This window comes from Agrobacterium sp. 22-214-1, from assembly GCF_053522465.1.
On the sequence record NZ_JBNWCK010000002.1, the window covers coordinates 238,623 to 261,666 of the forward strand.

General features: G+C 60.2%; 18 protein-coding genes and 1 riboswitch. Of the genes, 14 read left to right on the forward strand and 4 right to left on the reverse strand.

Annotated features, from left to right (window positions below; all coding sequences use genetic code 11):
• Nucleotides 1–4: 4 nt before the first annotated feature.
• Nucleotides 5–838 carry an SDR family oxidoreductase gene (locus ACQZ5G_RS10905; protein ID WP_125144909.1) on the reverse strand — a complete coding sequence of 278 codons (834 nt, stop codon included), beginning with the start codon at nucleotides 836–838 and terminating at the stop codon, nucleotides 5–7.
• Nucleotides 839–1,017: 179 nt separating this feature from the next.
• On the opposite strand from ACQZ5G_RS10905, the gene ACQZ5G_RS10910 reads away from it, so the two are divergent.
• The gene (locus ACQZ5G_RS10910) at nucleotides 1,018–1,935 is read left to right on the forward strand and encodes a YihY/virulence factor BrkB family protein (protein ID WP_003520833.1); all 918 of its coding nucleotides are present in this window, start codon (nucleotides 1,018–1,020) and stop codon (nucleotides 1,933–1,935) included.
• Here the strand turns inward: ACQZ5G_RS10910 and gluQRS are convergent.
• On the reverse strand, nucleotides 1,903–2,802 hold the full coding sequence (gluQRS, locus tag ACQZ5G_RS10915) for a tRNA glutamyl-Q(34) synthetase GluQRS (protein ID WP_448737710.1): 900 nt from the start codon (nucleotides 2,800–2,802) through the stop codon (nucleotides 1,903–1,905). The two genes, ACQZ5G_RS10910 and gluQRS, sit on opposite strands and share 33 nt — an antisense overlap.
• Before the next feature lie 39 nt (nucleotides 2,803–2,841).
• Here gluQRS and ACQZ5G_RS10920 point away from each other — a divergent pair, with 39 nt between their 5' ends.
• Complete coding sequence (locus ACQZ5G_RS10920; protein ID WP_448737709.1) at nucleotides 2,842–3,498, forward strand: DNA-3-methyladenine glycosylase family protein; 657 nt, start codon at nucleotides 2,842–2,844, stop codon at nucleotides 3,496–3,498.
• Nucleotides 3,499–3,504: 6 nt separating this feature from the next.
• On the opposite strand, the gene ACQZ5G_RS10925 is transcribed toward ACQZ5G_RS10920, so the two are convergent.
• Complete coding sequence (locus ACQZ5G_RS10925; RefSeq protein ID WP_448737708.1) at nucleotides 3,505–4,923, reverse strand: helix-turn-helix domain-containing protein; 1,419 nt, start codon at nucleotides 4,921–4,923, stop codon at nucleotides 3,505–3,507.
• Between the two features lie 118 nt (nucleotides 4,924–5,041).
• On the opposite strand from ACQZ5G_RS10925, the gene ACQZ5G_RS10930 reads away from it, so the two are divergent.
• From ACQZ5G_RS10930 to ACQZ5G_RS10965, 8 genes are all read left to right on the forward strand, one after another.
• Nucleotides 5,042–6,574: an acyl-CoA carboxylase subunit beta gene (locus ACQZ5G_RS10930; RefSeq protein WP_448737707.1), complete on the forward strand. Its 1,533-nt coding sequence runs from the start codon at nucleotides 5,042–5,044 to the stop codon at nucleotides 6,572–6,574.
• Between the two features lie 92 nt (nucleotides 6,575–6,666).
• Nucleotides 6,667–7,563, forward strand: a complete 897-nt coding sequence (yghU, locus tag ACQZ5G_RS10935) for a glutathione-dependent disulfide-bond oxidoreductase (protein WP_448737706.1) — start codon at nucleotides 6,667–6,669, stop codon at nucleotides 7,561–7,563.
• 103 nt (nucleotides 7,564–7,666) lie between these two features.
• On the forward strand, nucleotides 7,667–8,044 hold the full coding sequence (locus tag ACQZ5G_RS10940; protein ID WP_003520841.1) for a hypothetical protein: 378 nt from the start codon (nucleotides 7,667–7,669) through the stop codon (nucleotides 8,042–8,044).
• Nucleotides 8,045–8,062: 18 nt separating this feature from the next.
• On the forward strand, nucleotides 8,063–9,073 hold the full coding sequence (locus ACQZ5G_RS10945; protein WP_448737705.1) for a hypothetical protein: 1,011 nt from the start codon (nucleotides 8,063–8,065) through the stop codon (nucleotides 9,071–9,073).
• On the forward strand, nucleotides 9,070–11,073 hold the full coding sequence (locus tag ACQZ5G_RS10950) for an acetyl-CoA carboxylase biotin carboxylase subunit (RefSeq protein ID WP_448737704.1): 2,004 nt from the start codon (nucleotides 9,070–9,072) through the stop codon (nucleotides 11,071–11,073). Before ACQZ5G_RS10945 ends, ACQZ5G_RS10950 begins: the two co-directional genes overlap by 4 nt.
• Nucleotides 11,074–11,205: 132 nt before the next feature.
• The gene (gene scpA, locus ACQZ5G_RS10955) at nucleotides 11,206–13,347 is read left to right on the forward strand and encodes a methylmalonyl-CoA mutase (RefSeq protein ID WP_448737703.1); all 2,142 of its coding nucleotides are present in this window, start codon (nucleotides 11,206–11,208) and stop codon (nucleotides 13,345–13,347) included.
• A gap of 13 nt (nucleotides 13,348–13,360) precedes the next feature.
• Nucleotides 13,361–13,777, forward strand: a complete 417-nt coding sequence (mce, locus tag ACQZ5G_RS10960) for a methylmalonyl-CoA epimerase (protein ID WP_448737702.1) — start codon at nucleotides 13,361–13,363, stop codon at nucleotides 13,775–13,777.
• A gap of 172 nt (nucleotides 13,778–13,949) precedes the next feature.
• A complete protein-coding gene (locus tag ACQZ5G_RS10965; protein WP_448737701.1) occupies nucleotides 13,950–15,494 on the forward strand; it encodes a glycerol-3-phosphate dehydrogenase in 1,545 nt (514 codons plus the stop codon).
• Nucleotides 15,495–15,513: 19 nt separating this feature from the next.
• Here ACQZ5G_RS10965 and ACQZ5G_RS10970 read toward each other — a convergent pair whose 3' ends face one another.
• The gene (locus ACQZ5G_RS10970; RefSeq protein WP_448737700.1) at nucleotides 15,514–16,746 is read right to left on the reverse strand and encodes an ROK family protein; all 1,233 of its coding nucleotides are present in this window, start codon (nucleotides 16,744–16,746) and stop codon (nucleotides 15,514–15,516) included.
• A gap of 243 nt (nucleotides 16,747–16,989) precedes the next feature.
• On the opposite strand from ACQZ5G_RS10970, the gene xylF reads away from it, so the two are divergent.
• From xylF to metE, 4 genes are all read left to right on the forward strand, one after another.
• On the forward strand, nucleotides 16,990–18,030 hold the full coding sequence (gene xylF / locus ACQZ5G_RS10975) for a D-xylose ABC transporter substrate-binding protein (protein ID WP_065657077.1): 1,041 nt from the start codon (nucleotides 16,990–16,992) through the stop codon (nucleotides 18,028–18,030).
• 159 nt (nucleotides 18,031–18,189) lie between these two features.
• Nucleotides 18,190–19,494, forward strand: a complete 1,305-nt coding sequence (locus ACQZ5G_RS10980; protein ID WP_448737894.1) for a sugar ABC transporter permease — start codon at nucleotides 18,190–18,192, stop codon at nucleotides 19,492–19,494.
• 18 nt (nucleotides 19,495–19,512) lie between these two features.
• Nucleotides 19,513–20,295, forward strand: coding sequence for an ATP-binding cassette domain-containing protein (locus ACQZ5G_RS10985; RefSeq protein WP_078053354.1), 783 nt, complete (start codon nucleotides 19,513–19,515; stop codon nucleotides 20,293–20,295).
• 61 nt (nucleotides 20,296–20,356) lie between these two features.
• A riboswitch (cobalamin riboswitch) is annotated at nucleotides 20,357–20,568 on the forward strand.
• Between the two features lie 100 nt (nucleotides 20,569–20,668).
• Nucleotides 20,669–23,017 (forward strand): 5-methyltetrahydropteroyltriglutamate--homocysteine S-methyltransferase, encoded by a 2,349-nt coding sequence (gene metE / locus ACQZ5G_RS10990; RefSeq protein ID WP_448737699.1) that lies wholly within the window; start codon nucleotides 20,669–20,671, stop codon nucleotides 23,015–23,017.
• The last annotated feature ends 27 nt before the right edge of the window (nucleotides 23,018–23,044 follow it).

A 23,044-nucleotide genomic window follows, 5' to 3' on the forward strand; every position in this document is an offset into this window, starting at 1 on the left:
CTCCTCAATCGAATCTGCGCAGCAGACGATAGAAAAGTCCGGCAGGCAAGAGCCGTTTCAGCACAAGCCCCTGTTTGGCCGGCACGGTAACGGGATAATGCGGTTTCGGCCTTTTGGCGGTCAGGGCATGTTTCAGCACGGCATAAACGGCGTCCGGGCCGAGCTTGTGGCGGTTGACGGGGCCGGAACCATCCATGCGCGCCAGCTGGCGTTTATATTCCGCCGCATGGGCCGAATTTTCGAGATCGATGTGCTCGTTGATATGGGCAAGCGCCGTTGCGGTGAATTTGGAGGTGATTGGCCCCGGTTCGATCAGGCTGACATGGATGCCGCTGCCCTGAAGCTCCATGCGCAGCGTGACGCCCAGCCCCTCAAGCGCGAATTTCGAGGCGGTGTAAGCGCCGCGATAGCGATAAGGCACAAGGCCGAGGATGGAGGAGCAATGCACGATGCGCCCCGCACCCCGGGCGCGCATGAAGGGAATGACCCGCCGCGTCAGATCGTGCCAGCCGAAGACATTGGTTTCGAACTGTGCCCGCAGCGCCTCGACAGGCAAATCCTCCACCGCGCCCGGCTGGCCATAGGCGCCGTTGTTGAAAAGCGCATCGATGCGGCCGCCGGTCCGGGCTGCGACAGTGTCCACCAGCGCGGCAATCGTCTCCGGCTTGGTATAGTCCATGATCAGGGTCTCGATGCCCTGGTTTTCGAGTGCGGCCATGTCGGCGATGCGCCGCACGGTGGCGAAAACCCGCCAGCCGTCCCGGTGGAGCGCGCCGGCGCAATGGGCGCCGATGCCCGAGGAGCATCCGGTGATGATGATGACGGGTTTTTCAGACATTTGCCGCTCCGGGAAACCGACTGTTGCTCTGGCCCGATTGCCTGGCCCGTTAAAATCCGATCGCGCGAAATCCGTGCCCTTCTGGAACCGAAAGGCCAGCTTGCGCGCTGTACAAAGCGAAGCTGATTTCCCATATTCGGCTCGAAGTTACAAATGAAATGCCGATGAATGGAGGTGACATGGTTGCCGCAGTGCGCCTGGCAGGCAAGGTTGCCTTCGATGCCTATTCCCATTTCGCCGAGGATGACGGCTGGGCGATGGCGAGCCATATGGCGCTGTCCATTTTGCTTGCCCTGTTTCCGTTTCTGATCTTCGGCACGGCTCTCGCCGGTTTTCTGGGGGCGGATCAGTTTTCCGAAACGGCGGTGCATCTGATTTTCGACACCTGGCCGGAGGCGATTGCCGGGCCGCTGGCGGCGCAGGTGCAGCAGGTGCTGACCATTCCGCGCGGCGGGCTGCTGACGATTTCGGTGCTGGCGGCCGCCTATTTTGCGTCCAATGGTGTCGAGGCGCTGCGCATTTCATTGAACCGCGCCTATCGTGTTACCGAAACGCGCTGGTGGTATGTCACCCGCCTGCTCAGCCTGCTTTACGTGCTGATCGCCGTCGTGGTCTTTGCCGGCATCAGCATCGTACTGGTCGCCGTGCCGGTCGCCACATCTTTTGCCGAGCAGCGGTTTCCGTGGCTGACGGATGTGCTGAACACCATCTCCAGCCTCGGTCTATACGGCACCATCGTCGTGCTGACGGCGGGGCTGGTGGCGGCGCATCTGTGGCTTCCGGCCGGCAAGCGCCGCATCTGGGATGTCTGGCCGGGCATTCTCCTGACGATGATCTTTTGGGTCATCGGTGCGGCGATCTTCGCCTATTATCTTTCCACCTTCGCCAATTATGCCGCGACCTATGCCGGCCTTGCCTCTGTCATGGTGGTTCTGGTGTTTCTTTATATGGTCGGCGTCATCTTCATGCTGGGGGCTGAGGTGAATGCCGCGCTGATGAAATACAAGGTCCGCCAGATCATCCGCCGCAATATCGGCGGCAACGGCGCGCGCCGCGGGCAGGCGCTAGAGGAGACCGACAAGCCGGCGGATATCTGAGGGCGCAGCGCCTTCCGAACGAAGGGCGGAAAGCCCGGTGCTGCCTTCGCTTTTCGAGAGCTTGCGCCCGTCCGCGCCCAGGATCAGCCGGTGATGGTGATAGGCCGGTTGCGGCAGGTCCAGCAGGTGTTGCAACAGCCGGTGAATGGCGGTGGCGTGGTAGAGATCCATGCCGCGCACCACATGGGTTATACCCTGTAGCGCGTCATCCACCGCAACGGAAAGATGATAGCTCGACGGCGCATCGGAACGCGACAGCACCACATCGCCCCAAAGCGCGGGCAGGGCCTCGATCTGCCCCGTGTCGCCATCGCCGCTTTCCTGCCAGAACAGGGGGCTACAGGCGGCGTGGATCGCCTTTTCCATATCGAGCCGCCAGGCGTGCGGCCGGCCGGAGGCGAGCAGCGCATCCCGCTCCGCCCTTGGCCTCTCCCGGTCTATGGCCGGGTAAAGCGGCGCGCCATCGGGATCGCGGGGCCACGACCCTCCCTCCGCCTCGAAAATACGAACGATTGCCTTGGTTTCTCCACGGCTCAGAAAAGCAGGGTAAGCAAGTCCTGCCTCGATCAGACTTTCCAGCGCGACACGGTACGCATCGAAATGCTCCGATTGTCGCCGTACCGGTTTCTCCCAGTCAAGCCCCAGCCAGCCAAGGTCATCATAGATCGCCTGTTCCAGCTCCGGGGTGCAGCGTGTCTGGTCGATATCCTCGATACGCAGCAGAAAGCGGCCGTCATTGTCCCGCGCCATATCGTGGTTCAGGAAGGCGGAAAGCGCGTGGCCGAGATGCAGCAGGCCATTGGGGCTCGGTGCGAAACGGTAAACCGGTTTTTGACGGAGAGGCGAAGGCATGGTTTCTTCTGCCATGTTTTAAAGCGCCCCACCAGCCGGCTGGCGGCATATGGAATGACGGACATGAAAATCATTACCGGGATGGATGACATCAGCGAAGGGCTGGAGCATCTCGCCCAACTCGATCCGGCTCTCGGCCTCGTCATCGAAAAGGCCGGTCCGCTGGAACTGCGCATTCACGAGCCCGGCTTTTCCGGCCTTGCCCATATCGTCGTCTCGCAAATGGTGTCGCGCGCCAGCGCCAATGCCATATGGGCGCGTATCCTTGCCGGCACCGGCGGCGCGGTCACGGCGGAAAATTATCTCGGCGCATCGGAGGAATTGCGCGCCACCTTCGGCCTTTCGCGCGCCAAGGCGACGACGCTGGAAGGGCTGGCGCGCGCCGTCACGGAAGGGCAGATCGATCTTGACGGCGTGGTGCGCAAGGAGGGGCACGCGGCCCTTTCCGAGCTGGTGGCACTTCGCGGTATCGGCCCGTGGACGGCGGAGGTCTATCTGATGTTCTGCGGCGGGCACCCGGATATTTTTCCGGTCGGCGATGTGGCGCTGAGATCGGCGGTGGCTCATGCGCTTGCCCTGGAGGTGAGGCCGGAAGCGAAATGGCTGGCGGAGCGGGCAACAATCTGGTCGCCATGGCGCTCCGTGGCCGCGCGGCTTTTCTGGGGCTACTACGCTAACATCATGCGGCGGGCCATGGTGCCGCTGCCCTGAGCGGGGTTAAAAATCGGCGATACTGTAGGGCAGGGCTCCGCGCGAAAGATGGTCGAAATGCAGCTTGCGTTTCAGCGGCGGCACGGCGCGCTGCACGCAATCCACTCTCTCGCAGACCCGACAGGAAATGCCGATCGGTTTGAAGGAGGCCGCATTGCCGAGATCGAGCGTATCGGCATAAACGAAATTCTGCGCATGGGAAATTTCGCAGCCAAGCGCGATAGCATAACGCGGTCTCTCCGTGTTGAAACCGGCGCCGGCTTTTTCGATCTGGGTGGCGATGGAAAGATAGCGCACGCCGTCAGGCGTTTCGGCTAGCTGCCGCACGATCCTGTCGGAGCTTTCGAAAGCCTGATGGATATTCCACAGCGGACAGGCCGCGCCGAAACGGGCAAATTGCAGCCGCGTGGCGCTGTGGCGTTTGGTGACGTTGCCGGCGCGGTCGATCTTGGCGAAAAAGATCGGTACGCCTTTCATGCCCGGGCGCTGCAAGGTGCTCAGCCGGTGGGCCACCTGCTCAAGGCTCGCGCCGAAACGCACGGCGAGAAGTTCGAGATCGTGGCGTAGCTCCTGCGCCGCCCGGTGAAAGCGGCCATAGGGCAGGATGAGGGCTGCGGCGAAATAATTGTGCAGTCCGATACGACAGATTTCGGCCGCTTCCGTGTTGCGGAAACCGGCGCCGGCCAGCACCCTGTCCACCGTCGCACCGGCGTGAAGCTGGGCGATCTGCAATGCAAGCTGAAAACAGCGGGTCGGCGCGGCCATGTAGGAACTGAGGGCGAGGGTCTTGCCGGCAGGATCGAAGTGCCGGATCAGACCGCCCGCCGCCTCGGTTCGGGTGATATGGATGCCGTAACGGCTCTTCAGATGCGCCGCCAGAATGCCATAGGTCTCGCCGCCTTCTATCTCCAGTTCTTCCGCCAGCTCCTCGGCCAGAAGATCGATCTCGGCAACGTAATTGTCGACGAAGTGGAAGAAGTCGCGCACCTCCTCATAGGGGGTTCTTTCCACCTGCGCGGTGCCGCGGCCCAGCCGGTCATCCAGCTGCACCAGCTGCTCGCTGTTCTGGCGATAGGCCTGATGGGCGCGCAGCAGCGCATGGGCAAAACCCGGCGCGTTCTGGGCGATCAGCTTCAACTCCTGAAGTCCCGGCTCATAATTCAGGAACAGCGGGTCTTTCAGCGCCTCGCGCACGGCGGAAACCAGCCGGTCGCTTTCACCTGTCGCCAGTTCCGCCATGTCGAGCTGGAATTTTTCCACCAGCGTCACCAGAACACTGGCCGAAACCGGGCGCTGGTTATTCTCGATCTGGTTCAGGTAACTCGCGGAAATGCCGAGCCGTTCGGCGAATTGCGCCTGCGTGGCGCGGGCGTTTTCGCGAAGGCCGCGAACCTTGCGGCCGATGAAGAGTTTTTCCGTCGCCATGTTGCAACTTTGCAAAATTAAACATTGCAAATATTTATGGCACGCATACGCGCACGATCAAGGCTTCTTGGCGAATGTTTTCTGGGCTATTGATCGTGGCACAACGCATGGAGGAAACATGCCCGGCATTCTGGAGCAATTGGAAACGCGGCGCGCTGAGGCGCGGCTCGGCGGCGGCGTCAAACGCATCGAGGCGCAGCATGGCAAAGGCAAGCTGACGGCTCGCGAGCGTATCGATGTGCTCCTGGATGAAGGTTCCTTTGAGGAATACGACATGTATGTCACCCACCGGGCGGTGGATTTCGGCATGGCGGAACAGAAAGTGGCGGGTGACGGCGTCGTGACCGGCTGGGGCACCATCAATGGCCGACAGGTCTATGTGTTTTCGCAGGATTTCACCGTGCTTGGCGGTTCGCTCTCGGAAACCCATGCCCAGAAGATTTGCAAAATCATGGATATGGCGGTGCGCAACGGCGCGCCGGTGATCGGCCTCAACGACAGCGGCGGCGCGCGCATTCAGGAGGGCGTGGCCTCGCTCGGCGGTTATGCCGACGTCTTCAAGCGCAATGTCGTCGCCTCCGGCGTCGTGCCGCAAATCTCCGTCATCATGGGGCCATGTGCCGGCGGCGCGGTTTATTCGCCGGCCATGACCGATTTCATCTTCATGGTGCGCGATACCTCCTACATGTTCGTGACCGGGCCGGATGTGGTCAAAACCGTGACCAACGAGATCGTTACGGCTGAGGAACTGGGCGGAGCCTCCACCCACACGAAAAAATCCTCCGTCGCCGACGGCGCTTACGAAAACGACATCGAAACGCTGGAACATGTGCGGCTGCTGTTCGATTTCCTGCCGCTGAACAATCGCGAAAAACCGCCGGTGCGCCTGTTCCACGACGATCCGGCCCGGCTGGAAGCGCGGCTCGATACGCTGATCCCCGACAGTTCCAACAAGCCCTATGACATGAAGGAACTGATCCACGCGCTGGCCGATGAGGGCGATTTCTTCGAGTTGCAGGAGGCCTTTGCCCGCAACATCATCACCGGTTTCATCCGTCTCGAAGGCCAGACGGTGGGGGTTGTCGCCAACCAGCCGATGGTGCTGGCCGGCTGCCTCGATATCGACAGTTCGCGCAAGGCGGCGCGTTTCGTGCGCTTCTGCGATGCCTTCAACATTCCGCTGCTGACGCTGGTGGATGTGCCGGGTTTCCTGCCCGGTACGGCGCAGGAATATGGCGGCGTCATCAAGCACGGCGCCAAACTTCTCTTCGCCTATTCGGAAGCGACGGTGCCGATGGTGACGCTGATCACCCGCAAGGCCTATGGCGGCGCTTATGACGTGATGGCCTCGAAACATATCGGCGCGGATGTGAATTACGCCTGGCCGACGGCGGAAATCGCCGTTATGGGCGCGAAGGGTGCGGCGGAAATCCTCTATCGTTCCGAGCTTGCCGACCCGGAAAAGATCGCCGCGCGCACGAAGGAATATGAAGAGCGTTTCGCCAACCCCTTTGTGGCGGCGGAACGCGGTTTTATCGATGAGGTCATCATGCCGCATTCCTCACGCCGCCGCATCGCCCGCGCCTTCGCGTCGCTGCGTAACAAGAGCGTGGAAACCCGCTGGAAGAAACACGACACTATTCCGCTCTGAGACTGGAAAAATGCTTCGGCCACCTTACTATATGTTTGTTCAGGCACCCGGATGTCCGGATGTCCTCCCGAAACGCACAAGGACAGATTTTTATGGCCGAAAATTCCTCCGCAGATAATTTCCCCGCCGGATATGAGGTGCCCAAGGTCTGGACCTGGGACAAGGGTAATGGCGGCCAGTTCGCCAATATCAACCGTCCGATTGCCGGTCCCACCCATGAGAAGGAACTGCCCGTCGGCAAGCACCCGCTGCAGCTTTATTCGCTGGCGACGCCGAATGGCCAGAAGGTCACCATCATGCTGGAAGAATTGCTGGCCGCCGGCCACAAGGGCGCAGACTATGATGCGTGGCTGATCAAGATCGGTGAAGGCGACCAGTTCGGTTCCGGTTTTGTCGGCGTCAATCCGAATTCCAAGATCCCGGCGCTGATGGATCATTCGACGCCTGAGCCGACGCGCGTTTTCGAAAGCGGCTCGATCCTCGTTTACCTCGCGGAAAAATTCGGCGCCTTCCTGCCGAAAGAGGGCAATGCCCGCACGCAGGCGCTGAACTGGCTGTTCTGGCAGATGGGCTCCGCCCCCTTCCTCGGCGGCGGTTTCGGCCATTTTTATGCCTATGCGCCGGTGAAGATCAAATATGCCATCGACCGCTACGCCATGGAAGTCAAACGCCAGCTCGACGTGCTGGACCGGCATCTGGCCGACAACCGCTATCTGGCGGGTTCGGAATATACGATCGCCGACATGGCTGTCTGGCCGTGGTACGGCAAGATCGCGCTCGGTCAGGCCTATGGCGATGCCGGCGCTTTCCTTGAGGCGGACGGTTACAGACACGTCATGCGCTGGACGCTCGAAATCGGCGAACGCCCGGCGGTCAAGCGTGGCGTGATCGTCAACAAGACCTCGGGCGATCCGTCCGAACAATTGCATGAACGCCACGACGCCTCCGACTTCGAGACGAAGACGCAGGACAAGATCGGCAGGGCGTAAGGAAAGATTAGAGCGCCAAAAGCGCTCTAACTATTTGAATTGGCGCGTTTCCGGACGTAAAAGCAAGGCAGCTTTCACTGGAAATGTTCTGGAAGGACAAAAGATGGCGAACCTGCCCGAAATGACCAAACACAAGGGATTTCCCTCCGGCATGCCGAGCACGGGTGTCCAGTTCACCATCCGCCGCGCCAACCCCAAAGGGGTAACACCGATCAAGATGATACCCCGCCGGGCGCGCAACGACACCAAGGAGCATCGCATCGATGCCGCCTTCCTGCACTCGCTCTGGCACCATTTCGGCGCCGAGCCCTTCGAGCGCGGCAATCTCGACGCCGCCCGCCTCAACCTGCTCTTCGGCCGTGAGGTGGTGCCGGCGGAGAAGAATTTCGATCCGCTTTCCTATCAGGCGATGCTGGTGATTGACGAGCGCGTCGCGCGGCAGAACTTCCCGGAATCCTTCGAGAATTTCTTCGAGATTTGAGTGTGCTCAATTTGCACTTTGGGTGTTGATACCATTTCGTTGGATCGCCTTGTTTCGGTTCGGGATTGCGAGGGTTTTGTGAAAACTAATAGGTATTATCCCGAGCTTGATCCAAATCTGAAGCGCCGTTTCTTGGCGGCATGTAAATCTGAAGCTATCAACTATGGGGCGCTGTGGTCCGAAAACAGAGCTAATTTGCTACGAGGCAAAATTGGGCCATGTCGCGAAGACATAGTGGGCAAGGCAAGTGCCCATCTGTTCATTTTAGATTTCTGCATAATTTGGTTCAGTAGCTATACAGAGGCTTTGGCCGTTGCCTTTTTGGTCAGAAGACAAAATTCTGAACGCGATAATCAACATAATGTAGCAAATCTTATTTCATGGAGAATTTGTACTGAGTTGGTCGCTATCAGGAAACTCGTTTTAGAAGGTCTTGATGTACCCGCAAAACAGATTCTACGTTCGATGTCAGAGAATTTGGATGCTCTGGGCCTCGCAACTATAAGTGCTGAATTCTGTGCTGACTTTATCGAGGATCAGGATGTAGGGCATTCCAATAAAACTTGGCACAAATACATTTCAAAAGGGAAAGCTCGTAAGCTAATCAAAAACAACCTTCCCGTATATCTGACCGACAAACTCAATGATCATGACATATATCGTGAAGAGGAAGAGAAAGTTCTTTCCGCTGCGGCGCATCCTTCATTTATATCAAGTTTTGTAAGCCTATTTCCGGAATATGATGATGTTTTGGATTCTGATAACATTGGAATATCGAATGTTTTCTCACCTTTTTCTTTGAGAACGCTAAGGTATTGTTCGTATCGTCTACTGATGCACTCTGTGTATGATCTAGCTTTGTTTGGTATTTATGAAAAATATATTGAGCTGGCGGATTATGATAAATTTGACGATTTGCGACACACAGTAAAATCTGGAAGAAAAATCTGTTTATTGTCGTTTTATCTGCTGTCTGAATTGGATGAGCTTAGAAAAATAAGCGATTCGGAAGTAAGAGGTGTTCTATGATCAAGAAAATCCTCATCGCCAATCGCGGCGAGATTGCCTGCCGGGTCATCAGGACGGCGAAGAAAATGGGCATCGCCACTGTCGCGGTCTATTCGGATGCGGATGCCAATGCGCTGCATGTAAGACAAGCGGATGAGGCCGTTCATATCGGCCCGGCCCCCTCATCGCAGTCCTATATCGTCATCGACAGGATTCTTGAGGCAATCGCGAAGACCGGGGCGGATGCTGTCCATCCCGGTTACGGCTTCCTGTCGGAAAATGCTGCCTTCGCCGAGGCGCTGGAAAAGGCGGGCGTCGTCTTCATCGGTCCGCCTGTTGGCGCCATCAAGGCCATGGGCGATAAGATCACCTCAAAGAAACTGGCCGCGGAAGCGGGTGTTTCCACCGTTCCCGGCCATATGGGGCTGATCGAGGATGCGGATGAGGCGGTGAGGATCGCGTCGCAGATCGGTTATCCCGTCATGATCAAGGCATCGGCCGGCGGCGGCGGCAAGGGCATGCGCATCGCCTTCAACGATGCCGAGGCGCGGGAGGGTTTCCAGTCCTCGAAAAACGAGGCGAAATCCTCCTTTGGCGATGACCGCATTTTCATCGAAAAATTCGTCACCCAGCCGCGCCATATTGAAATTCAGGTGCTGGGCGACAAGCACGGCAACACACTTTATCTGGGTGAGCGCGAATGCTCGATCCAGCGCCGTAACCAGAAAGTCATCGAGGAAGCCCCATCGCCCTTTCTGGACGAAGCGACCCGCAAAGCCATGGGCGAGCAGGCCGTGGCGCTGGCGAGAGCGGTCGGTTACCATTCGGCCGGCACGGTGGAATTCATCGTCGATGGGGAGAGGAATTTCTACTTTCTGGAAATGAACACCCGCCTGCAGGTGGAGCATCCGGTAACGGAACTCATCACCGGCATCGATCTGGTCGAACAGATGATCCGTGTGGCATCGGGTGAAAAGCTCTCCTTCGGGCAGGCGGATGTGAAGCTGAACGGCTGGGCCATCGAAAGCCGGCTTTATGCCGAAGATCCCTACCGCAACTTCCTTCCCTCCATTGGCAGGCTGACGCGATATCGCCCGCCGCAGGAAGGTGCGCAGGAGAACGGAACGGTCATCCGCAACGATACCGGCGTCTTCGAAGGCGGCGAAATCTCGATGTATTACGATCCGATGATCGCCAAGCTGTGCGCTCTAGGCAAGGATCGCGAAACCGCCATCGACGCCATGGGGCAGGCGCTGGATCGTTTCGAGGTGGAGGGCATCGGCCACAATCTGCCCTTCCTGTCGGCCGTCATGCAGCATGAGCGTTTCCGCGCCGGCCGCCTGACGACGGGTTTTATCGCGGAAGAATTTCCGGAAGGATTTTCCGGCGTGGAGCCGGATGAGGCCACGGCGCGCCAGCTTTCCGCCATCGCCGCCATCATCCATCAGCGGCTGCAGAGCCGCGCAGTCGAAATTTCCGGCACCATCGGCAATCACCGCCGCATCGTCGGTCAGGACTGGGTAGTGTCGTTCGGCGCATCCCGCCACAGGGTTAGCGTTGAAACCGGCACGGATGGTACGGCGGTCCGTTTTGAAGACGGGGCAGCGCTCACCGTCGATACCGGCTGGCTTCCCGGCCAGAGCCTTGGCCTCTTCACGGTGGAAGGTGAGGTTATCGCCGCCAAGGTCGATCTTGCAGGTGCTGCGATCCGACTGCGCTGGCGCGGCATGGATATTCGTGCCCATGTGCGCAGCCCGCGTGTGGCGGAACTGGCGCTGCTGATGCCGGAAAAGCTGCCGCCGGATACATCGAAACTGCTGCTCTGCCCCATGCCGGGCGTCATCACCGGTATTTCCGTGGGTGAGGGCGATGAGGTGGACGCCGGGCAGGCGCTGGCGACGGTGGAGGCCATGAAGATGGAAAACATCCTGCGTGCGGAAAAACGCGGCCGCGTTGCCAGAGTGGCGGCAAAACCGGGCGACAGCCTCGCGGTGGATGAAGTCATCCTCGAATTCGAGTGATGCCGCTGCCGTTTTTCGGGAACGCATGCGGGCCGGAGCTGTTTACGGGGTCGGCCCTGCGGGCGGATCGTTCGATTTTCGTCACGATCACCGGCCACAGTGCTAAAATGAAATGCAGAAGGGGAGAGATGCATGTCGGGTGAAAAAACGGTGCGGGATTGGCTGCAGCTTGCCGAGAAAGAGCTGAAGCGTTCACCGGAAACGCTCGTCTGGCACACGCCCGAAGGCATCGAGGTCAAGCCGCTCTATACGGCTGACGATCTTCAGAAGATTTCGCATCTCGACAGCCTGCCGGGCTTTGCGCCATTCACGCGCGGCCCGCGCGCCACCATGTATGCCGGGCGGCCCTGGACCATCCGCCAATATGCCGGTTTTTCCACGGCCGAAGCCTCCAACGCCTTTTACCGAAAGGCGCTCGCCGCCGGTCAGCAGGGTGTTTCCGTGGCCTTCGATCTCGCCACCCATCGCGGTTATGACAGCGATCATCCGCGTGTGGAGGGCGATGTCGGCAAGGCGGGCGTAGCGATCGACAGCGTCGAGGACATGAAAATCCTGTTCGATGGCATTCCGCTCGAAAAAGTCTCGGTGTCGATGACCATGAATGGCGCGGTCATTCCGGTGCTCGCCAGTTTCATTGTTGCGGGGGAAGAGCAGGGTGTGCCCCGCGCCGCCCTTTCCGGCACCATCCAGAACGATATCCTCAAGGAGTTCATGGTCCGCAATACCTATATCTATCCGCCGGAACCCTCGATGCGGATCATTGCCGACATCATCGAATATACGGCGAAGGAGATGCCGAAATTCAACTCCATCTCCATTTCCGGCTATCACATGCAGGAAGCGGGCGCGACGCTTACGCAGGAGCTGGCCTTCACGCTGGCGGATGGCCGCGAATATGTGCGGGCGGCACTGGCCAAGGGACTGAATGTCGATGATTTCGCCGGTCGCCTGTCGTTCTTTTTCGCCATCGGCATGAATTTCTTCATGGAGGCTGCCAAGCTGCGCGCCGCGCGCCTGCTCTGGTCGCGCATCATGGAGGAGTTCAAGCCGCAGAAGGCGTCGTCGCTGATGCTGCGCACCCATTGCCAGACCTCGGGTGTCTCGCTTCAGGAGCAGGACCCTTATAACAATATCGTCCGCACCGCTTTCGAGGCCATGTCCGCCGTGCTCGGCGGCACGCAGTCGCTGCATACCAATTCCTTCGATGAGGCGATTGCCCTGCCGACGGAGTTTTCCGCCCGCATCGCCCGCAATACCCAGCTTATCCTCCAGCATGAAACCGGGGTCACCAAAGTGGTCGATCCGCTGGCCGGCTCCTATTATGTCGAGAGCCTGACGGACGAACTGGCAGAGAAGGCCTGGGCGCTGATCGAGGAGGTCGAGGCGCTTGGCGGCATGACCAAGGCCGTTGCGGAAGGCCTGCCAAAACGGCTGATCGAAGAGGCCGCAACGCGCCGGCAAGCGGCGGTGGACAAGGGCGAAGAGGTTATCGTTGGCGTCAACCGTTATCGTCTCGAAAATGAAGAGGATATCGATGTTCTCGATATCGACAACGCCGCCGTTCGCGCCGCGCAAATCCGCCGCATCGAAGAAACGCGCCGCCGCCGCGATGGCAAGGACGTGACCTCCGCCTTGGCGGCACTTTCCGAGATCGCCCGCAGCGGCAAGGGCAATATTCTCGAAGCCGCCGTTGTCGCCGCCCGCGCCCGCGCCACGGTGGGAGAGATTTCCGATGCGCTGCGTGCGGCCTTCGGTGACCATGCCGCCGTGCCGGAGGTGGTGAGCGATATTTACGGCGAGGCCTATAAGGACGAGCCGGAACTTGCCACGCTCGCCGCCCGGCTTTCCGGTGTGGCTGAGAGGATCGGCACCAAGCCGCGCATCATGGTCGCCAAGCTCGGGCAGGACGGGCATGATCGCGGCGCGAAGGTCATTGCCTCTGCCTTCGGCGATATCGGTTTCGATGTGCTGGCCGGCCCCCTGTTTCAGACACCCGTTGAAGCGGCCGATCTCGCCGTCCAGAACAGGGTGCATGTGGTCGGCATGTCGTCACTCGCCGCCGGGCACAAGACACTTGCGCCGCAACTGGTCGAGGCGCTGAAACAGAAGGGCGCGGAAGACATCATCGTCGTGGTCGGCGGCGTCATTCCGCGGCAGGATTATCAGTTCCTGCTCGACCACGGTGTCTCGGCGATTTTCGGCCCCGGCACCAATGTCATGGATGCTGCGAACAAGGTGCTCGACCTGCTCGAAGGCGTCAGGCGCAACGCGTGAGGGAAAGACGGCCATGTTCGGAAGATTGAATCACGTCGCCATCGCGGTGCCCGATCTTAATGCCGCAATTGCCCGCTACAGGCTGTTGGGCGCAGATGTCTCGGAACCGCAATCGCTACCCGAACACGGCGTGACGGTGGTTTTCATTCAGGCTGACAATACCAAGATCGAGCTTCTTTATCCGCTTGGCGAAAATTCGCCGATTGCCGCTTTTCTCGAGAGAAATCCGGGCGGCGGCACGCATCATCTCTGCTTTGAAGTGCCTGACATTGTCGCGGCGCGCGACGATCTCGTCAAAAAGGGCGTTCGAATTCTGGGGGACGGCGAGCCGAAGATCGGCGCGCATGGCAATCCCGTTCTTTTCCTGCATCCGAAGGATATGGGCGGCGTGCTCTATGAGCTTGAGCAGGTTTCTAAGACATACGGCTGAAACACAGACCCCGTAAGAGGCTGGCCATACGGTGGACGGCGCGCAGCGGCCGTTCGCCTTTGCCGGGACGTGTTTCGTTTGTTTTCTTTTGACATTCGTTTTGTTTTCGTTTTTATGGCAATTGTCTTTCAACGATGGGGGTGCGATCCCCTTACGCTGTCGTGGAGGCTCTATGTCCGGCGAGAATATTTTCGATCTTTTTGTCATCGGTGGCGGCATCAATGGCTGCGGCATTGCCCGCGATGCCGTGGGCAGGGGCTATTCCGTGGCGCTTGCGGAAAAGGGCGATTTCGCTTCCGGCACGTCTTCAGCCGCCACAAAGCTTATCCATGGCGGCCTGCGGTATCTCGAACATTACGAGTTTCGTCTGGTGCGCGAAGCGCTGATGGAGCGGGAAATCCTCTGGGCCATGGCCCCTCATGTCATCTGGCCCATGCGTTTCGTCCTGCCCATCCAGAAAGGCGGCGTGCGCCCGGCCTGGATGGTCCGGCTCGGTCTGTTTCTTTATGACAATCTCGGCGGTCGCAAGCTTTTGCCGGCAACCCGCACGCTCGATCTTCGCAAGGACCCGGCGGGCAAGCCGCTGAAGCCGGCTTTCGCCAGGGCTTTCGAATATTCCGACGGCTGGGTGGATGACGCCCGTTTCGTGGTCCTCAACGCGCGCGATGCGGCCAATCGCGGCGCGACGATCATGAACCGCACGCGGGTCGTTTCCGCACGGCGTGAAGGCGAGCTGTGGCTCATCGAGACGCTGGACGAAAAAACCGGACGGGCGGCCACGCACAAGGCGCGCATGCTGGTGAATGCCGCCGGCCCCTGGGTGGACAAGGTGCTTTCCGGCGTCTTCGGTCGCAACGACGTGCACAATGTTCGGCTCGTTCAGGGCAGCCATATCATCGTGCGCAAGAAGTTTTCCGATCCGCGCGCCTATTTCTTCCAGAACCCGGATAACCGCATCATCTTCGCCATTCCCTATGAGCGCGATTTCACGCTGATCGGCACCACGGACCGCGATTACAAGGGCGATCCGGCCAGCGTTCGCATCTCCGAAGACGAGATTTCCTATCTCTGCAACGCAGCCAGTGACTACTTCAGTGAGCCGGTTCGGCCGGAAGATATCGTCTGGACCTATTCCGGCGTGCGGCCCCTCTTCGATGACGGTGCATCGAAAGCGCAGGAGGCGACGCGCGATTATGTGCTGAAGGTTGAAGAGGGCGAGGGGAAAGCTCCCCTCCTCAATATTTTCGGCGGCAAGCTCACCACCTATCGGCGGCTGGCGGAACATGCGCTGGAAAAGATCGGTGCGGCGATTGGTGAAAAGGGCAAGCCGTGGACGGCGGGCTCCCACCTGCCGGGCGGCGATTTCGGCGCTGAGAGATATGATGCGCAGGTGCGGGCGCTCGTCTCCCGTTATCCCTTCCTTGACGGACGCCATGCCGAGCGACTTGTCAGAAACTACGGTACCAAGGCGGCGGAACTGTTGGGCAGCGCCACCGATGTCTCCGGCCTCGGCCGGCATTTCGGCGGCACGCTTTATGAATGCGAGGTGCGCTGGCTGGTTGAGCACGAATGGGCCTGCGCGGCCGAGGACATTCTCTGGCGGCGCACGAAACAGGGCCTGCGCCTGAACAAGGACGAGGCTGCCGGTCTCGATGACTTCGTGGCTGTGCTGATGGGTGGCGGGCAAAAGGCCGAGGCCCTGGCGGAGCGGGCCTGAAAATCCGCCGGTTGCCCCGTCAGCTCCCGGAATTCCTCACCGGTCTCTCCGGGCCGTCGGCGCTCAGTATATAGTCGTCTGCGGCTGAAAGCGCGTGTTCCATATGCCCTTCGAACACCAGTTCCGGCTCGTTGGGCGCTATGGCGATTTTCGGCATGCCGCCGAAACGCACCGCCTGCGATTGCGCCAGACCGTCGCGCAGGCCGCTTTCCAGAAGATCGAAATAGCGGGTGCCGGGGCCGGTGATGAAGACCGGCATATGGCCATGCAGGCTGAAGAGGCGTGAAAGGCCGTTGCCGAGCGCAAGGCCGGCGGTGCGGAAGGCGAACCGCGCCATGCGGGCGCCGGTGCGGGCCGAGGCGGCGATCTTGTCCACCTCGGCGATCGGCACGAATTTCGCCGGTTCCGCCTGCGGCGGGGCTTCGAAAGCAGAGCGCAGGATGGCGTAAAACCCGGAATAGGCCTCGATGCAGCCTTTGGTGCCGCAACGGCACAGTGCGCCGTCGGCCAGATGCAGCATATGGCCGAAATTGGGAGCGCTGACCTCGATTGCGCCGCCCGTCGAGCGGGCGATGCCAAGGCCGATGCTGTGGCCGAGCGACAGGGTGACGAGGGCCTCCGGCGCCGGGTTTTCTTTTGCCTGCTCCCGCATCCAGATGGCTTTTGCGGCCAGCAGCGTTTCGTTGTTCAGCGTCACGCGAATGCGGTCGTCCCCGGAAACCAGCCGCTGGAAATCGATCCTTTCGTCACCGAGAACCGGCGACCAGACAAGCGTTGCCGTGGCCGCATCCACCAGCCCCTTGCTGCTGATCGAGACCTGGAGGATATCGTGCCGGTCGATGCGCGAGCGATCGGCAAGTCTTGCGAGACCGGCGAGGATCGCGCCGCCGAATGTGCCTTTCTCAGCCGCAATCCTCTGTTCGGTGAAGCGGTCCACCAGCTTGCCGGCATAATCGACCAGCGAATATTGCACGCTGTCGGAAGAGATGATGACGATGGCGACATGGCAGAAAGCGCCGCGCGGGCCGAAGAGAATGCGTGGCCGGCCGCGGCCGGCGGTGGCGAGTTGCTCCTTCCGCAGAATGAGCCCGGCCCGCTCAAGCTCGGTGGTGATGGCGGAGACGGTTGCGGAGGCAAGCCCGGTGAAAGACGACATGTCGGTATGGGAAAGGCTGCCGTGCAGGCGCAGCGCCGCCATCACCGACAGGCTGTTTTTCTGGCGCACCAGTTCCGTACTTGCAATGGCGGACATGGGCTGGGGCATGCTCCCTGAACGGCCTTTTTCCTGTCGTGCTGATCCACTCTGATGGCGCATGCCAGAGCGAAGATCAAGGCACCCGGATGCTGCCCGCAGCCGTTGTTGACAGCATGGGGAATCTCTGACATTAATTTTCTCGACTGTCGAGAAAATTGTGAAACCACAGAGACCGGCAGCTTTTTCCGGGCGTTTTTCCTGCATGGAGGTGCGGGGCTTCGCCCTTACCGGGAGGACATCATGAATTCTTTTGCCAAGCTTTTGGCGGGTACAGCCGTACTCGTTTCCCTGCATACCGCGGCTATTGCGGCCGATCTCGTCGTCGGCGTTTCCTGGTCGAATTTCCAGGAAGAACGCTGGAAAACGGATGAGGCGGCCATCAAGGCGGCGCTCGACAAGGCCGGCGCGAAATACATCTCCGCCGATGCGCAATCATCCGCCGCGAAGCAGCTGACCGACGTGGAATCGCTGATCTCGCAGGGCGCCAACGCGCTGATCATTCTGGCGCAGGACAGCGACGCGATCGGTCCGGCCGTTGAAAAGGCCGTTGCCGAGGGCATTCCGGTCGTGGGTTATGACCGCCTGATCGAAAACCAGAACGCCTTCTACATCACCTTCGACAACAAGGAAGTCGGCCGTCTGCAGGCTGCCGAAGTCTTCAAGGTGAAGCCGGAAGGCAATTATGTCTTCATCAAGGGCTCTTCTTCCGACCCGAATGCGGACTTCCTGTTCGCCGGTCAGCAGGAAGTGCTGAAGGCGGCCATTGACGGCGGCAAGATCAAGAATGTCGGCGAAGCCTATACCGATGGCTGGAAGCCGGAAAATGCCCAGAAGAACATGGAACAGTTCCTGACCAAGAATAACAACAAGGTCGATGCGGTCGTCGCCTCGAATGACGGCACGGCTGGCGGTGCAATCGCCGCTCTCGCCGCGCAGGGCATGGCCGGTTCGGTTCCCGTTTCCGGTCAGGATGCCGATTTCGCCGCGCTGAACCGCGTCGCGCTCGGCACGCAGACGGTGTCGGTCTGGAAGGACAGCCGTGAACTCGGCAAGGAAGCAGCCGGCATCGCGCTGGAACTGGCCGGCGGCAAGAAGATGACCGAGATCAAGGGTGTCTCCACCTTTGAAGGCGGTCCGAAAAAAGTGAAGATGCAGTCGGTCTTCCTCAAGCCTATCGCCATCACGAAGGACAATCTGAACGTCGTCATCGACGCCGGCTGGATCAAGAAGGAAACGGCCTGCCAGGGCGTGAAGGCTAAAACGGTCAAAGCCTGCGATTGATCGAATAGGTCCCGGTTCGGGCGCTGCGCCATGGCTCATGGCGCGGCGCCTTTTATAGCATTTCCAGGAAAAGTAGGCCCCGGTTTTCCACCCGGAAATGCGCCAGAAAAAAGCGAAAACGCTCTAAGATGTGAGGAGCACCGGCAGTTCATGGCCGATATGACCCAGTCCAATACTACAGCGTCGCAAAAGACGGAAAAAACAGGCTCGATAACGCGCTTCATCAACGCCACCGAGCTGGATACCAGACTGCTCGGCATGGTCGGCGCGCTTCTCCTGATCTGGATCGGATTTCATATCCTGTCCGGCGGGCTGTTCCTGACGCCGCGAAACCTCTGGAACCTTTCCGTGCAGACCGCCTCCGTGGCTGTCATGGCAACCGGCATGGTGCTCGTCATCGTCACCCGCAATATCGACCTGTCTGTCGGCTCGATCCTCGGTTTTTCCGGCATGATCATGGGTGTCATGCAGGCGGAAATCCTGCCGCAGATCCTCGGCTTCGAACATTGGGCCACGTGGATCGTCACGCTTCTGGTCGGCATTTTCGTCGGCGGCGCCATCGGCATGTTGCAGGGCTCCATCATCGCCTTTCTCAACGTGCCGTCCTTCATCGTCACGCTGGGCGGCCTGCTCGTTTGGCGCGGCGGCACCTGGTTCATCACCAGCGGCCGCACCGTGGCGCCGATGGATTCCACCTTCCGCCTGATGGGCGGCGGCACCAGCGGTTCGATCGGCGCGACATGGAGCTGGATCGCCGCCGTCATCGCCTGCGTCGCCATCATTGCGGCCATCCTGAACTCCCGTCATCAGCGCCGCCGTTTCGGCTTTCCGTTGCGGCCCGTCTGGGCGGAATATTTTCTGGCCGCGCTGGGCTGCCTTGTCGTCATCGGTTTCGTGGCGGTGGTCAACAGCTATCCATGGCCGGTCAACATCGCCCGCAACTATGCCGACGCCAATGGCATCGCCTGGCCTGAAGGCGGTCTGTTCATTTCGCACGGCATCGCCATTCCGGTGCTGATGGCGCTCGCCGTCGGTGCGGTCATGACTTTCATCGCCACAAGGCTGCGTTTCGGCCGTTATGTCTTCGCCATCGGCGGCAATCCGGAAGCGGCCGAACTCGCCGGCATCAAGACCCGCTGGGTGACAGTCAAAATCTTCACGCTGATGGGTGTTCTGTGCGCCATCGCCGCAGCCATCTCCACCGCCCGCCTCAACGCGGCCACCAATGCCCAGGGCGAGCTGGACGAGCTTTACACCATCGCGGCGGCCGTCATCGGCGGCACCTCGCTTGCCGGCGGTGTCGGAACCATAGCGGGCGCGATGCTCGGCGCGCTCGTCATGCAGTCGCTGCAATCCGGCATGGTGCTGGTGGGCATCGATACGCCCTTCCAGCGCATCGTTGTCGGTGTGGTTCTGGTCGTCGCCGTCTGGCTCGACACCATCTACCGCGCCCGCGCCAAGTAAGAACCGAGGAGAACTCCTATGACGGACCAAGTCACGCCCCTCGTGGAAATGCGCAATATTTCCATTTCCTTCGGCGGTATCCATGCGGTGGAAAACGCCTCTGTCGATCTTTTCCCCGGTGAGGTGGTCGCCCTTCTCGGCCACAACGGCGCGGGCAAATCGACCCTTATCAAAATCCTCTCCGGCGCCTATCGGCGCGATGGCGGCGATATTCTCATCAATGGCGAGGACGCCGATATCCGCAATCCACGCGATGCCAAGAAATACGGCATCGAAACCATCTACCAGACACTGGCCGTGGCCGATAATGTCGATGCGGCGGCCAATCTTTATCTCGGCCGCGAGCTGAAGACGAAATGGGGCACGCTTGACGATGTCGCCATGGAAGCCTCGGCCCGCGAGGTCATGGGGCGTCTCAACCCCAATTTCCGGCGGTTCAAGGAGCCGGTGAAGGCGTTGTCCGGCGGCCAGCGGCAATCCGTCGCCATCGCCCGCGCCATTCTGTTCGATGCCCGCATCCTCATCATGGACGAGCCGACGGCCGCACTCGGGCCGCAGGAAACGGCGCAGGTGGGCGATCTCGTCAAGGAGCTGAAACGGCAGGGCATCGGCATCTTCCTCATCAGTCACGATATTCACGATGTCTTCGATCTGGCCGACCGGGTCTTCGTGATGAAGAACGGCAAGGTGGTGGGCCATGCCCGCACGCAGGATGTCACCAAGGACGAGGTGCTTGGCATGATCATTCTGGGCAAAGTGCCGCCCGGTGCGGTGCCGGGGCCGGGTGCGGTCGCTCTCTGAATTTAGTGAAATAAAGATATAAAGATTTCTTTATGTCTATTGACATCGTGACGCCCGTGGTGAGAAATGCGGGTGTCATGGTTCTCCGGGCTCGTTTGTTCGATCCCGGAGCTAAGAGGGAATCCGGTGCGCCGACGATCGGCAAGACCGGAGCTGCCCCCGCAACTGTAAGCGGCGAGCCTTTGTCCAACACGTCACTGGGGTAACCCCCGGGAAGACGGACAAAGGCGACGACCCGTAAGCCAGGAGACCTGCCAGGACAAAATAACGTCCACGGGCGGGGTGTCCCGGTGGTTGCTGCAATGGTCCGGCACAGGCCGGGCCTGCACGCGTCCGCTTTACCCATGCCCCCACAACCAAATGGGGTATGACAATGCCAGACAAGACCATTCCAGTCGCATCGCTCGGTTTTCCGAGGATCGGACGCCATCGTGAACTGAAGTTCGCGCTTGAAGGCTTCTGGTCCAGCAAGATTTCCGAGACGGAACTGCTCGAAACCGCCGCCCGGCTGCGTGCCGAAAACTGGGCGCTCCAGCTTGAGAAGGGGATTGCCCATATCCCGTCCAACGATTTCTCCCTTTACGATCACGTTCTCGATACCGCCGTGATGGTGGGCGCCATTCCATCCCTCTATGGATGGGCGGGTGGAGATGTTGCCCTCTCCACCTATTTCGCCATGGCGCGCGGCAGCCAGAGCGAAGCGCATGCAGGCTGCGGCCATGGGCATGAAGGACACTCGCATCATGGTCAGGGCGTTCCGGCGCTGGAAATGACCAAATGGTTCGACACCAACTATCACTACATGGTGCCGGAGGTTTCAGAGGATCAGCATTTCGTGCTCACCTCGCAAAAGCCGGTCGACCACTTCCTTGAGGCGAAGGCGCTCGGCATCCATACGCGTCCGGTCATTCTCGGCCCGGTCACGTTCCTGAAGCTTGCCAAGGCGCGCGAGGCAGCCTTCAAGCCTCTCGATCTGCTGGCAAGGTTGCTGCCCGTCTATGAAGAGCTGCTGCGATGCCTGCGCGCGGCCGGTGCGGACTGGGTGCAGATCGACGAGCCGGTCGCCGTGCTCGATCTTTCCGAGGGGGAGCGGCACGCGCTGGCTATAGCCTATCGGGCTTTGTCGAAGGCCGCGCCGGATTTGAAAATCCTGCTCGCCACCTATTTCGGTGGGCTTGAGGACAATCTCGAAGCCGTCGCAGCGCTTCCGGTCGCGGGCCTTCATGTCGATCTGGTGCGAGCACCCGATGCGCTGGAGACGGTGTTGAAGGCGTTGCCGGAAAATCGCGTCCTGTCGCTGGGTGTCATCGACGGCCGCAACATCTGGCGCGCTGATCTCGCTGCAATCATTACCCGATTGGAACCGGTGATCGCGGCACGCGGTGCGGCGGCGTTTCAGATCGCGCCGTCCTGCTCGCTGCTGCATGTCCCGGTCGATCTCGAACTGGAAACCGGCCTCGATGCCGATCTGAAAAGCTGGCTTTCCTTCGCCACCCAGAAGCTCGGCGAGCTTGCCACGCTTGGCAGGGCCCTCGGTGAGGGCAAGGCTGCTGTCGCGACGGAACTGGAGGCTGCCTCCAAGGCCGTTGCCGCGCGTGCATCCTCGCCGAAGGTAACGGACGCCGCCGTGCAGAAGCGTATCGCGACGATTGGCGAGGCCGACAGGAAGCGGGTGAGCCCGTTTGCCGAGCGGCAGAAAGTGCAGTCGCAGGCCATTGCGCTGCCGCTTTTTCCGACGACGACCATCGGCTCCTTCCCGCAGACGCCGGAGGTGCGCAAGGCCAGATCGGCACATTCGAAGGGCGCTCTGACGGATGCGCAATATGAAAAATTCCTGCAGAAGGAAACCGAAGCGACCATTCGCTGGCAGGAGGAAATCGGTCTCGACGTTCTCGTGCATGGCGAGTTCGAGCGCAATGACATGGTGCAATATTTCGGTGAACAGCTTTCTGGCTTCGCCTTCACCCAGCATGCATGGGTGCAGAGTTACGGCTCGCGTTATGTGCGTCCGCCCGTCATCTTCGGCGATGTGTCGCGCCCAAAAGCGATGACGGTTCGCTGGTGGGAATATTCCCAGTCGCTCACTGACAAGCCTGTCAAGGGCATGCTGACCGGGCCGGTGACGATCCTCAACTGGTCCTTCGTCCGCGACGATATCGCCAGAAGCCTGACATGCCGCCAGATCGCGCTCGCCATCCGCGACGAGGTCAATGATCTCGAAGCGGCCGGTGCGCAGATGATCCAGATCGATGAGGCAGCTCTTCGTGAAGGACTGCCGCTTCGGCACCGGGACTGGCAGGATTATCTCGGCTGGGCGGTGGAATGCTTCCGCATTTGCTCCAGCGGTGTGGGCGACCGCACACAGGTTCACACCCATATGTGCTATTCCGAATTCAACCAGATCATCGATGCCATTGCTGCTATGGACGCCGACGTGATCTCCATCGAGACCTCGCGTTCGAAGATGGAATTGCTGGATGCGTTTCGGACCTACAAATACCCGAACCAGATCGGTCCCGGCGTTTACGACATTCACTCGCCCCGTGTGCCGGCGGTTGGAGAAATGGTCGATCTTCTGGCGCTGGCGCGAGAGCGGCTTGACGACCGGCAGCTCTGGATCAATCCGGATTGCGGCCTGAAGACCCGTAAATGGGAAGAGGTCAGGCCGGCACTGGTCAACATGGTCGCCGCCGCTGCCGAGCTTCGCCGCGCGGTGCTCTGATATGAATGGAGGCCCGGCGAGAACCGG